The sequence below is a fragment of the Polynucleobacter kasalickyi genome (assembly GCF_900176405.1).
Lineage (GTDB): Bacteria > Pseudomonadota > Gammaproteobacteria > Burkholderiales > Burkholderiaceae > Polynucleobacter > Polynucleobacter kasalickyi.
Window position 1 is genome coordinate 161,775 of record NZ_FWXJ01000004.1, and the last position, 12,293, is coordinate 174,067.

Genomic DNA, 12,293 nt, shown 5'->3' on the forward strand with positions numbered 1-12,293 from the left:
AGATAATCGTTCGTCGATGAAAAAAATCCTGATGAGTTTGGCACTATTGCTTAGCGTACTTTTTTATTTTTGGACTCCCAACCTGGACGTCCATCAACTAGAAGCTAACTATGCGAAGCCACCAAGTCAATTCATGAATGTGCTGGGAAGCAGAATGCATGTGCGGGATACGGGCCCTAAGCAGGCGCCAGCATTGATTCTCATCCATGGTTTTGGTGCGAGTTTACATACTTGGGATGAGTGGTCATCGACCTTAGACAAAGAGTATCGGGTAATTCGTTTTGATCTACCAGGATTTGGTTTGACCGGCCCTGATTCGACAGGGGACTATACAGATGATCGAACAAATGCGCTTCTCCTCGAACTGATGAGGCAATTACAGATCGAACAAGCAACGCTGATAGGCAATTCCATTGGTGGCAGAATCGCCTGGTACTTTACTAGTCAATATCCTGCGCAAGTAAATAAATTAGTGTTAATTTCCCCAGATGGTTTTAAAAGTCCAAATGGGAACTATGGACAACAGCCTGAGATTTCTTCCCTGATGTATCTCATCCAATTCATAATGCCAAAATTTTTACTCAAGCAGAACCTAGAAATTGCCTATGCTAACCCAGCAACCTTAACCCCTTCTATGTTAGACCAATACTATGAACTGTTATTAGCTCCTGGGGTACGGCAAGCCATGATGCAAAGGATGCAACAAAGAGTTCTAAAAGATCCTAAGCCCTTCCTGCAGTCGATTCAGCAGCCTACCTTACTCCTTTGGGGAGAGCAGGACAGAATGATTCCTGTAGAAAACGCACAGGATTATTTGAGCTTGCTGCCTCATGCAGAATTACAAACTTTAAAAAATACCGGGCATCTTCCTCAAGAAGAAAACCCCGCTCACCATCTGCGGGGTTTGTTAGAGTTTCTAAAATCTCCAAAATTGTACTGAATGCAACGAAATACCAGTGAGGTGTTGACTGTCTATGCAATGATTCGATTTCGACACTCACCAAAGCCAATGCGCACTTGATTGGGCAACTCGCAGTAAGCTCTAATGGTTAACTCATCGCCATCTTCTAGAAAGCTACGTTCCTGACCATTGGCTAATCGAATCGGCGTTTTACCACCTTGACTTAATTCCAGTAAGGAGCCAGCGTTTGCGGGACTGATGCCTGATAAAGTGCCAGTTCCCAGTAAATCGCCGGATTGTAAATTACATCCATTACTTGCATGGTGAGTAATGAGTTGGGCAATCGTCCAATAGGCTGCTTCACTAAACTCGGACTGCGTGAGTCGATGAGCGGGAAGACCTGCTTCGCGCATGGCTGCAGTTTCTAGATCTACTTCGAGTTGAATGGATATGGAACCATGCGCTGTGTTTTCGGGGTGACTCAGATAGTCTAATACCTCTTCATTCTTATCAGAGCGGGTCCAGGCTTTACGAAATGGTGCTAGAGCCTCTTTGGTAACAATCCATGGGGAGATGGTCGTTGAAAAATTCTTCCCTAAAAAAGGTCCTAAAGGTTGACCTTCCCAACCTTGGATATCGCGAGCAGACCAGTCATTCAAAATGCACATACCAAAAAAATGTTCCTCCGCCTGCGCCATTGAAATCGGTTCGCCTAAAGCATTACCGGTGCCAATGAAAATGCCAAGCTCGAGTTCGAAATCAAGTCTTCGAGAAGGACGGAAATAGGGTGGTTTTCCCTCACTTGCCCGCATTTGCCCGGAAGGTCGTTTGACATTTGCTCCTGATACCTGAATAGACGAGGCTCTACCGTGATAGGCCACGGGTAACCACTTGTAGTTGGGTGATAAGGGCGCATCTGGCCTGAGCATTTTGCCAACCGAAGTTGCATGATGGATCGATGCATAAAAATCGGTGTAATCATGAATAAAGCAAGGTTTTGACATGCAGGCTGCTTTTTGATCGACTAAGCGCGTTTCGATTGCTTGAGTATTGGTATTGGCAGTTGACAGTAAATCGGTGATCCAATTCCGCATGGATTGATGAATCTCTCCCGATAAATTCATGTACTGATTGAAGTGACCTTGGTTGAGCATTAAAAATGCTGCATGGAGATCCTGAGGTACTTCTACTAGACCTTCGAGTGTTGAAAAATCAAGAATTTTAGTACCAATTGCGACCCCAATACGGTTTGTACTGGGTAGATCACCCGGGAGTTGAAAACTGCCCCAAGGTAAGTTTTCCAATGGAAAGTCACAGTTTGGAGTATTTGCAGAGCTTACCCAGCTTGATTTTTTAAGGTTTTGCATAATTGAAAAGATAGAGTTGTACGTCAAGGTTAATGAATTGACAGAATTTGCTTAGAAAAATTAAAGCGATTAAACTAACAAACAGTATAAATAATTCCTAACCACGATTAGGAAAAATGCCCATGAGGCACAGGAGACAAAAAATGATAAATAAAGCCTTAGCGTTGCCAAAATTTCGCCACTTGATCAGCGATCTGTTGCAAGTGTTTTCGGTGGCTACCGTATTGTGCGGTTGCTTCATGAATCCCTCATTTGCCCAAAATGCACCGAAAGAAGAGTACCCTGACCGTCCGGTGAAGTTGGTTGTCCCTTATGCTCCGGGTGGACCTACCGATATCATCGCCCGACTTCTCAGTCAAAAATTGACTACCCTTTGGGGGCAGGCCGTGATTGTTGATAATCGACCAGGTGCCAGCGGTAACACTGGTACTGCACAGGTGGCTAAATCAAAACCGGATGGTTACACCATTCTTTTAAATACAAGTTCAGTTGCAGTAAACACGAGTTTATTCATCAACCCTGGCTACAACTTAGAGAAAGATTTTGTTGGGATTGCAAATGTTGCCTCTACACCCAATATTTTCGTGGCTGGATCAAGTTTGCATGAAAAAACTTTGAAAGAGGCCATTGAAAATGCGAAGTCTGGAAAATATAACTATGCATCACCTGGCGATGGCACAACCCCCCATCTTTCGGCTGAGTATTTGTTTAAAGTATTAGCAAAGGTACCTGTTGCCCATATTCCTTATAAGGGGGCTGGACCGGCTGTTAATGCTGCTTTAACCGGGGAGGTACAGTTTGGTAGCGTTGCTGTACCAGCGGCTAGCCAATTAATTATCGGTGGACAATTGAGGGGATTAGCGGTCACTAGTTCGAAACGTATTGCTTCTTTACCCAATGTGCCAACCGTTGCTGAATCAGGCTTTGCTGGTTTTGAAGATTACACGTGGGTCGGCGTATTTGTTCCGAAAGGAACTCCTCAGTCTTTAATTAATAAACTGAATAGTGATATTAATAAAATCTCTAATCAAGATGACTTCAAAGACCGCTTAGCAACCCTTGGTTTTGAAGGTGTAGGTGGTAGCGTTGAGCAATTTAATAAATACCTTCAAGCAGAATCTGTGAAATGGTCAAAAGTGGTTAAAGAGATTGGTATCACCCCCCAATAATAAGGATATTTAGATGCAGAACGAGTTACCTCCAGTGAGAAGAGTTGTTACCGAAAACGATGAAAATGGGAAATCTTTTTTTGTCAGTGATGGGGCGCCCACTTCAATCCGTGAAGTTGCTGAGCGACCAGGATACCGCGTAAATAATATTTGGCGCACCAGTGCTAGTCCTGCTCTCATTCGAGCAGCTGATGATATTCATACGCACCAGGGCATCATGCCACCCAAAAATGGTACGGTACTCAGAATTATTGATTATCCGCCGGATCCTCAAGATCCTGTTGAGTTAAAAAAGCAACTTGATGCGATGTTCTCTCATCTTTATAAAGATGCTGGCCATGACTTAAAAGAGGGTGAGCATCCCGGTATGCACATTACTGAAACGGTGGATTATGCAATTGTTCTTTTTGGACAAATGACTGCGATTTTAGAATCAGAGGAAACGGTTCTTAATGCAGGAGACGTACTTATTCAACGTGGGACGAATCATGCTTGGACGAATCGATCAGGTAAAGCAGCAAGAATTGCTTTTATCTTAATTGATGGTTCAAACCAAGAATAACAATCGAATCTTTTTCTTCTATAACTCAAACAGAAGCAGGGCTGGTCAAACACTGCATGGTAGTTAGCACCTAGGCTAATGCTTGATTACACAATAGTAGTTCATGCACCAAATTGTTCATCTTGTGTAATTTTTGGTGCATGAAGAATCTTGCACCAATCAGCTCACTATAAACTCAATTGAATAAGAGATGATTTTATCGGTGGAGAGATTCAGGGTATTTCATTCATCTCGTAACTTGGTTGATAGATGATAAGAGTGAGGGGGGAGCATGATTCAATCAGAGCCATACTCATGGCCATTTGATGGTAACTTGACGATTCAAAATACTGCATTAATTGTGATTGATATGCAAACGGATTTTTGCGGGTTTGGGGGCTATGTCGATAAGATGGGCTATGACTTGAGCTTGACCAGAGCGCCTATTGAACCGATTAAAAACTTACTCCAAGTAGTTCGTGAATTGGGACTTTTTGTGATTCACACGAGAGAAGGACATCGTCCTGACTTGACTGATTTACCCGCTAATAAACTCTGGAGATCAAAAAACATTGGTGCTGGTATTGGCGACCCTGGTCCCTGCGGAAGAATACTGATTCGAGGCGAACCGGGTTGGGAAATTATTCCAGAACTTGCGCCATTAGCAACTGAATGTATTATCGACAAGCCTGGCAAAGGTTCTTTTTATGCAACTGACTTAGATTTGATTTTGAGAACGCGTGGTATTCGTAATTTAATTTTGACGGGTATCACTACCGATGTTTGTGTCCACACTACCATGCGAGATGGGAATGATCGTGGCTATGAGTGTTTGTTGCTAGAAGACTGTACTGGAGCAACCGACTATGGAAATTATTTAGCTTCATTAAAAATGATTCAAATGCAAGGTGGCGTATTTGGGGCTGTATCCAATTCACTGCAATTGATTGAAGGATTAAAAAAACTATCCAGATGAAAACAATTTTAGCGAAGCCCTATGATTTTCCATTAGATCCCAAGTCTTGCGCTTTGGTCGTGATTGATATGCAAAGAGATTTTGTTGAATCGGGTGGATTTGGTGAAGCATTAGGTAATGATGTTTCTATTTTGCAAGAAATTGTGCCAACAGTTGAACAGTTACTAGCTCTATGGAGAGAGGGTTCTGGGCTCGTGATTCATACGAGAGAGGTACATCTTCCCGATTTAAGTAACTGTCCCCCAGCAAAAATTCGTCGTGGAAATTTAAAAACAAAAATTGGTGATCAAGGGCCAATGGGTAGATTGTTAGTTGCAGGGGAGTATGGATCCGAAATTATTGAATCTCTGATGCCCTTGGAGGGTGAAATTGTGATTGATAAACCCGGTAAGGGGGCTTTTTACAATACAGATCTTGGCAAAATACTGCTTGAAAAAGGGATCACTCAATTAATCATTGTTGGTGTAACGACTGAAGTTTGCGTTCAAACAACGATGCGTGAAGCGAACGATCGTGGATTCGACTGTCTATTAATTGAAGATGCAACGGCAAGTTATTTCCCTGATTTTAAGCAATCGACGATTGATATGATTGTTGCACAAGGGGGTATTGTGGGTTGGTCAACTCCTTTCGCTAACTTATTGCAAGGGATAAAAAGTTGAATCAACATCCTTTTACGATTAGAGAGTGGAAAGAACTTTATCAGGGTGGAGTCTATACCCCGAGAGATTTAATTTTTAAATTAATTTCGGGTTTAGATCCGCACGATCCAGCTTTGATTTTGGTGTGCCCCGACTGGTTTGTTGAGGCTCAATTACAACAACTTGAAAAATCCGACCATCACGCCTTACCTTTGTATGGTGTGCCTTTCGTTGTCAAAGATAATATTGATGTGGCAGGTCTTGCTACCACCGCGGCCTGTCCAGAATTTGCTTATATTGCCAAAGAAAATGCTCAAGTTGTTGATCGACTCATGCAGGCCGGAGCAATCTTAATTGGTAAGACAAACCTTGATCAATTTGCAACGGGACTAGTCGGTACGCGTTCCCCATTTGGAGCGGTACCTAATACTTTTGATGCTAGATATATTAGTGGGGGTTCTAGTTCCGGCTCAGCCTCTATGGTGGCCAGAGGGATAGTGCCGTTTTCCTTAGGAACAGATACAGCCGGTTCAGGTCGTATCCCTGCAGGGTTAAATAATATTGTTGGTTTAAAAGCCACGCCAGGTAAAGTGCCAATGAAAGGCGTGCTACCAGCCTGTAAAACAATTGATGTGGTTTCGATTTTTTCCTTAACGGTGGCAGATGCCGGAACCGTTCTATCCATTATTGAAGAGCTTGATGATACCAATACCCCCCCTAGGTTTGTGCATCAAAATGCTTGGTTCAGAAATGGTGAAGGCCTCCCAAAACTTGGGATCCCAGCGAATCCTTTACTCAACCAAGAGCTAGGATACCAAAAAGCTTTTGAACATTCGATGACCGAAATCAAGCAACAATTTTCAGTAACGCCTATCAATATGACTCTGTTTGATCAGGTTGCGCAATTACTCTATGAAGGTCCTTGGGTTGCTGAACGGTTTATAACGATAGAAAAGCTATATCAGTCGAATCCTGATGCAATTGATCCTACAGTAAAAAAGGTGATTGAAAAGGCGCTCCAGTTCGATGCTATTACAACCTTTAAAAAACAATATGAATTAGAGGACTTAAAGCGTCAAACTCAAGCAATTTGGCGTGAAATTGATGTCTTAGTTGTGCCAACTACGCCAACCTGTCCAACCCTTGAAGCGGTAGCAAAAGATCCGATTCTTAGAAACTCTGAACTTGGCGCCTACACCAATTTTGTTAATCTCTTAGGTCTATGTGCAATTGCAATCCCCGCCTCTATGAGTGATAGTGGTTTGCCATTTGGTATTACATTGATAGCGCCGCATGGCTATGATCATGCCCTAGTAAAGTTGGCGAGTTTTCTTGAAAAAGACAACACGCTATTATTAGGTAAAAATTTACGAAGTAAGCTACCCCAAGACCAAGCGTTGAATCATCCATTGGCGGCTAGACCTACCATGGAGATTGCAGTGGTGGGAGCACATTTAAAAGGCATGCCACTGCATTACCAAATTCAAGATAGTGGCTGTCAATTGGTTGAATCAACCTTTACTGCCAAAGAGTATCGACTATTTGCTTTGGCAAATACAATACCACCGAAGCCTGGATTAGTTCGAGTGGAAGACGGTGGAACTGCGATTGAAGTCGAAGTGTATCAAATGCCTCTAGATCGAGTCGGTGAATTTTTAAATCTAATTCCTACTCCGTTAGGCTTAGGCTCGATAAAACTAGAGAGCGGTAAAGTTGTGAAGGGGTTTATTTGTGAACCAATCGGTATACAAGGAGCCAAGGATATCAGTGAGTTTGGTGGCTGGAGAGGATATTTAAATCATGCTGCATGAACCAATAGTGAATCAGCCTGAAGTTGTGGCAGAAATTACCAAAATTTTTTACGAATATGAGCAGGCTTTGATGACCAATGATGTCGAAAAATTAAATCAATATTTTTGGCAAGATGAGCGGGTCACTAGATATGGCATTGGTGATCGACAATGGGGCATTCAAGAATTAGTTGCTTATCGACAAGAAACTCCGGCACCTGATTTCACGAGAACTTTAGAGCACCTTCGGGTGAGTACCTTTGATCAACATACGGCGATTTGCCAGGTTGAGTTTGTCAGAAGTGATACAACATTACGCGGTTTTCAAACGCAAACGTGGCTGAAGATGTCAGGTATTTGGCGGATTGTATCAGCCCACGTTAGTATGATTCCGTTTGGAAAATAAGACGAAATATCTTTAGTCTAGCAAGTCGATCGAGTACTCTTTTAATAATTCTAAAGACACGATTTCAAGTGCCTTCATATTCGTGCTTTCTAATTTAATTTTGGGGGCGCAGTTGGCTTCTAGTGCTTCTAACCAGCGATTGATACAAAGGCACCATTGATCGCCAGCAAGCAAGCCTGGAAATCGATGTTCTGGCCTGGGCGTGGTCAAGTCGTTTCCTTGGCGAAAACTGAACTGTAAAAACTCATCCGTTACTACCGCGCAAACCAAGTGACTGCCAAAATCGCTCTCATCCGTTTTGCAACAACCATCTCTAAAATAACCTGTTAGCGGTTCAAAAGAGCAAGGAACAATCGGTTGCTTGAGAACATTGAGGGTGATATTTGAGTTCATTGAGTTATTTAAATAAAAAGGTAAAGTTCAGTCCAACAGTGTATTGAAAAAGCAGTAACTCTGCTAGAAAGTTTAAACATTTTGCTAACTGATTAGAAAATTGTAACTTCTGCATAGACCCGTAAATTGTGGCAAACTTTGCTCTAACCAACAAAAAACCTTAATTGGATTACCGATGAAAATTGACGACAAAGATCCCGAAAGACATGCTGGCATTGAATATCCCATGGAGGTCGGTGCTCCCGTTTTTGCTCCCATTAAGGTGTTGGAGGAAAAAGATAAAGCAGTCAATATTGCTCGTCAAAATGCTAAGCAAGAGTATGACCGTATCATGGAGCAAGCTGAGGTACTAATGAGGCAGGCTAAGGCTTTGCAGGCTAGACTTGATGCCACAGAAATGGTACATGGTGCTAAATTTAGCTTTAATCCTATTCATGGCAAGATTTACCATTTGTACGCTGATAGTAAAAATAGTGTGAACGTTTTAATTCATAACGGACCCATGGATTGGAGTTGTGGTATCCCCCAAAACTGGATGTATTTGATGGCGGTTAAAAAATTAGGTGACAGCACCTGGGCTGTCATCGATGGCGACAACAATCCAATTTAGTCTAGGTGAATGTTGGCATCCTTAATGACTTTCCCCCATTTGAGAATGTCTTTTTCGATGAGAGTTTGAAATTCCGCTGGCGTGGAGGTAAAGCCTACAGCCCCTTCCTGACGTAATTTTTTTGAAAATTCTTCAGATGCCACCGATTTAATAATCGCTTTATTGAGTTTTTCTATGACTTTCGGTGGCGTACCTGCTGGAGCCAAAATCCCATTCCAGCCTTGCACATCAAAGCCCTTGATACTCTCCGTCATGGATGGTGTGTCAGGAAAAATCGGTAAGCGATCTTTGGTACTAACTCCAAGAATTTTAATTTGTTTGGATTTAATGTAGGGAACTGCACTACTTGCCGAGGCTACTAAGTACATATCTGTTTCGCCACTAATTAAAGCTGTCATTGCCTGTGGGCTACCTTTATAGGGGATGTGAGTAATATTGGTACCTATCATGGCATTCAATAATTCAGCACCAAGGTGTCCAAGACTGCCAGCTCCAACTGTTGAAAAGTTTAATTTTTTTGAGTTTGCTTTCGCGTAACTAATAAACTCATTCATGGTATTCGCTGGAGAGTCTTTGGGTACTACAAATACCATGGACACACTACTCACTAGTGATACCGGCGTAAAGGACTTTAAGGTGTCGTAAGGTAATTTAGAAAATAAAGAGGGATTCGTGACATGAGATGGGAAAACCATTAATAAGGTGTAGCCATCGGGAGCAGATGTCGCCACAAATTGAGACCCTGTGATGCCACTTGCGCCAGGGCGATTATCTACAAATACTTGTTGCCCCAAGTTTTGACTGAGTTCTAGGGCTAATAGTCTAGCTAAACTATCCGTCACTCCACCAGCACCAGAAGGTACGACTAGTCGAATCGAATGATCTGGGAATTCGCCCTTGGAAGATTGGGCAAAAACCAAATTAGTGATTAATAACATTGCTGAAATCATCCAGCCAAAGACATATTTGATGGTCATGTTCTACTTTTTCGGAAATTGGTCAATAAACTGACGAACTACTTGACTACTTTGGTCTGGCGCTACTGCCCCTGTATGGTAGCCGTCTACGTCAATCATTTCTAATCTTGCTTGAGGTATTGCGCTCTCATAGCTTGCAAATTGAGCTCGGCCACGGCGCTTAGACTCATTGCCAACAATAAGTACAGGCTGCTGAATGCCGTGTAACTCAGGCTCTAAATTCACCTGAGAGACCCAATTTAGATAAGCGTGAGTAGTGCTAACTGACGTTTGACCCATCAAATGAATCCACCATTCAACTCCTTCTTTGGGCATTTTGCTGCCAAGTCTCTCACCCATTGTCCAACGAGCCCAACTTTCAACGCCATGTTGATCAATATGATCTAACCAACCGGTCGATTCAGGAGCCTTAATAGCAGGAGTTACCATAGTGATACTTTTAATTAGCTCTGGATCAGCTAATGCGGTAGCAATCGCACAAATATTGCCACTTTTCCCACCCACCAAATGAACTGGTTTATTTGGTGACACCGTTTTAATCAGTGTTTTTAAGTCACGAATTAATAAATCTGTTGTGTATTCAAAACTTGCTTCCACTGCTCCTGAAAGGCCAAAACCCCGTTGGTCAAATCGAATCACACGATAATTTCTGGAGAAATGAGGTACCCAACTATGCCATGCCGGAGTACTCTCAGTGAAGCCGTGAATAAAAATGACCGTCTCAGACTCAGTCCACGGATCGGTATGGTCATCTACCACATAAAATAGTTGAGCATTCTGCTCCACTGCCAAAAAGAATCCATTCATCGGTGTTTTAGGTTCTTTTGAGTTGGCAGTTAATGTGTGTTGTTGGGTTGTCATTCTGAGGTCTCCAAATTGCAGATACTTTAATTGTCGTTATTCTTTCAATTATAGTGAGAGTCGAGCGCATTCGTGCTGCCTTAGTTCCTGAGTGGCTATCTGAAAATTTTCTCTGATTCAGCTAAAATTCAATTACTTTGTGGAGCATTGAAACTCCTGCATTCTTTAAATATCTTCATTTCAAACTTTTTTGTCACAATTGAATAAAATTTGGGGTGCCAATAAAGTATCTGATTTTCCGTCTAGCTATTTTTAATTCATTCAATAAGTACATTTCATGTTTGCAAAATCATTCTCCAGTTGGTTAAATCGTCGAGGTATTCACTATGGTTTTGTAGTAGCTACGGTGACCTTTTTTACGATGTTAATCATGGCGGCGGCGCTTGGTTTACCCGGCGCGATGATGAAATCCTTTAATCAGGAGTTTGGTTGGAGTGTGGATGAAGTTTCTTCAGCAGTGGCTCTCAGGTTCTTCTTGTTTGGATTAATGGGACCTTTTGCTGCCTTACTGATGGAACGTTACGGCTTAAAAAAAGTAATGTGTGGGGGCTTATTTTTGGTAGGTACTGGCTTGGCACTAGCCACCCAAGTAACTGCCCTGTGGCATTTGTTTGTGTTGTGGGGAGTGATGTTAGGGGTTGGCACTGGTATGACGGCGCTTGTTTTAGGTGCCGTGGTCTCGAGTCGCTGGTTTACCAAAAAAAGAGGCCTGGTGTTGGGGATCTTTTCAGCAAGCACAGCTACTGGACAGCTACTATTTTTACCGATAGCTACTTGGTTAATAGAAAATATCGGTTGGCGAGTATCTGTTTTACCGATCGTTGCCGGTTGTGGGTTGATGGCCATATTAGTGATTCTTTTGATGAGCAATCGTCCATCCGAGGTTGGCTTGGCATCCTACGGAGACGTATCGGCTCCGACTACAGGACCGGCGACTGCCACTATGGTCTTAAATTTTAAAACCCCCTTTATTGCTTTAGCCGATGCGGCTAAAACACAAACTTTTTGGATTTTAGCCGGTACTTTTTTTATCTGTGGCTTAAGCACTAGTGGCCTCGTACAAACCCACTTTATTACTTTATGTGGTGATAACGGGATGGATGCCTTACCGGCTGCTTCTGTTTTGGCGATGATGGGCCTCTTTGATGTGGTTGGCACTGTCATGTCAGGTTGGTTATCGGACCGTTACGATAATCGAAAACTGCTCTTTTGGTACTACGGATTACGTGGGCTTTCTTTATTTTGGCTACCTTTTTCAACCTTCTCAGTTTACGGTTTATCGATCTTTGCCATGTTTTATGGCCTTGATTGGATTGCTACGGTGCCTCCTACCGTGAAATTGGCTGGTGCAGCTTTTGGTAAAGAGCGTGTAGGCATGGTGTTTGGTTGGATTTTTGCCGCCCACCAACTCGGTTCGGCTGTAGCAGCTTATGGGGCTGGTTTAGTCAGAGTGACGCTTTTAACCTATAATCCAGCATTAATTGGTGCAGGTCTTTTCTGTTTGGTAGCCGCTATCTCTATTTTCTGGGTGCCTAAAATTAAAAGTGTGAAAACACCTGCTTAAGATTCAATTCGTTTAGATTCCAAATGAAAGTAGTAGTTGCTCTTTCAGAGTAAGCACTACAAGTCATCGTCTCTTTTTTTCATCTTGTAATTGTGTA

Annotated in this window: 13 protein-coding genes; 9 read left to right on the forward strand and 4 right to left on the reverse strand. The window is 42.5% G+C overall.

Going from position 1 to position 12,293, the window contains the following annotated elements:
- The first annotated feature begins 16 nt into the window (after positions 1 to 16).
- Complete coding sequence (locus B8983_RS05410; protein ID WP_084283113.1) at positions 17 to 940, forward strand: alpha/beta fold hydrolase; 924 nt, start codon at positions 17 to 19, stop codon at positions 938 to 940.
- A 32-nt stretch (positions 941 to 972) separates the two neighbouring features.
- On the opposite strand, the gene fahA is transcribed toward B8983_RS05410, so the two are convergent.
- Positions 973 to 2,268: a fumarylacetoacetase gene (gene fahA, locus B8983_RS05415; protein ID WP_084283114.1), complete on the reverse strand. Its 1,296-nt coding sequence runs from the start codon at positions 2,266 to 2,268 to the stop codon at positions 973 to 975.
- A gap of 143 nt (positions 2,269 to 2,411) precedes the next feature.
- Between fahA and B8983_RS05420 the strand changes: the two genes are divergently transcribed.
- The 6 genes from B8983_RS05420 (at position 2,412) to B8983_RS05445 (ending at position 7,791) form a co-directional block, all read left to right on the forward strand.
- On the forward strand, positions 2,412 to 3,437 hold the full coding sequence (locus B8983_RS05420) for a tripartite tricarboxylate transporter substrate binding protein (protein WP_159460824.1): 1,026 nt from the start codon (positions 2,412 to 2,414) through the stop codon (positions 3,435 to 3,437).
- A 13-nt stretch (positions 3,438 to 3,450) separates the two neighbouring features.
- Positions 3,451 to 3,999, forward strand: coding sequence for a cupin domain-containing protein (locus B8983_RS05425; RefSeq protein WP_084283116.1), 549 nt, complete (start codon positions 3,451 to 3,453; stop codon positions 3,997 to 3,999).
- Positions 4,000 to 4,270: 271 nt separating this feature from the next.
- Positions 4,271 to 4,954, forward strand: a complete 684-nt coding sequence (biuH, locus tag B8983_RS05430; protein ID WP_084283117.1) for a biuret amidohydrolase — start codon at positions 4,271 to 4,273, stop codon at positions 4,952 to 4,954.
- Positions 4,951 to 5,616, forward strand: a complete 666-nt coding sequence (locus B8983_RS05435) for a cysteine hydrolase family protein (RefSeq protein ID WP_084283118.1) — start codon at positions 4,951 to 4,953, stop codon at positions 5,614 to 5,616. The genes biuH and B8983_RS05435 overlap by 4 nt, the downstream gene beginning before the upstream one ends.
- Entirely contained in the window at positions 5,613 to 7,406 is a 1,794-nt protein-coding gene (gene atzF / locus B8983_RS05440; protein WP_084283119.1) for an allophanate hydrolase, read from the forward strand. The genes B8983_RS05435 and atzF overlap by 4 nt, the downstream gene beginning before the upstream one ends.
- Positions 7,396 to 7,791, forward strand: coding sequence for an AtzH-like domain-containing protein (locus B8983_RS05445; RefSeq protein WP_084283120.1), 396 nt, complete (start codon positions 7,396 to 7,398; stop codon positions 7,789 to 7,791). Before atzF ends, B8983_RS05445 begins: the two co-directional genes overlap by 11 nt.
- A 12-nt stretch (positions 7,792 to 7,803) precedes the next feature.
- Here B8983_RS05445 and B8983_RS05450 read toward each other — a convergent pair whose 3' ends face one another.
- A complete protein-coding gene (locus B8983_RS05450) occupies positions 7,804 to 8,184 on the reverse strand; it encodes a DUF2237 family protein (RefSeq protein ID WP_084283121.1) in 381 nt (126 codons plus the stop codon).
- Positions 8,185 to 8,359: 175 nt separating this feature from the next.
- On the opposite strand from B8983_RS05450, the gene B8983_RS05455 reads away from it, so the two are divergent.
- On the forward strand, positions 8,360 to 8,794 hold the full coding sequence (locus B8983_RS05455) for a DUF2452 domain-containing protein (protein ID WP_084283122.1): 435 nt from the start codon (positions 8,360 to 8,362) through the stop codon (positions 8,792 to 8,794).
- Here the strand turns inward: B8983_RS05455 and B8983_RS05460 are convergent.
- Entirely contained in the window at positions 8,791 to 9,771 is a 981-nt protein-coding gene (locus B8983_RS05460) for a Bug family tripartite tricarboxylate transporter substrate binding protein (RefSeq protein WP_084283123.1), read from the reverse strand. The two genes, B8983_RS05455 and B8983_RS05460, sit on opposite strands and share 4 nt — an antisense overlap.
- A gap of 3 nt (positions 9,772 to 9,774) precedes the next feature.
- Positions 9,775 to 10,632, reverse strand: coding sequence for an alpha/beta fold hydrolase (locus B8983_RS05465; protein WP_084283124.1), 858 nt, complete (start codon positions 10,630 to 10,632; stop codon positions 9,775 to 9,777).
- A gap of 277 nt (positions 10,633 to 10,909) precedes the next feature.
- Here B8983_RS05465 and B8983_RS05470 point away from each other — a divergent pair, with 277 nt between their 5' ends.
- The gene (locus B8983_RS05470; protein ID WP_084283125.1) at positions 10,910 to 12,196 is read left to right on the forward strand and encodes an MFS transporter; all 1,287 of its coding nucleotides are present in this window, start codon (positions 10,910 to 10,912) and stop codon (positions 12,194 to 12,196) included.
- Positions 12,197 to 12,293: the final 97 nt, after the last annotated feature.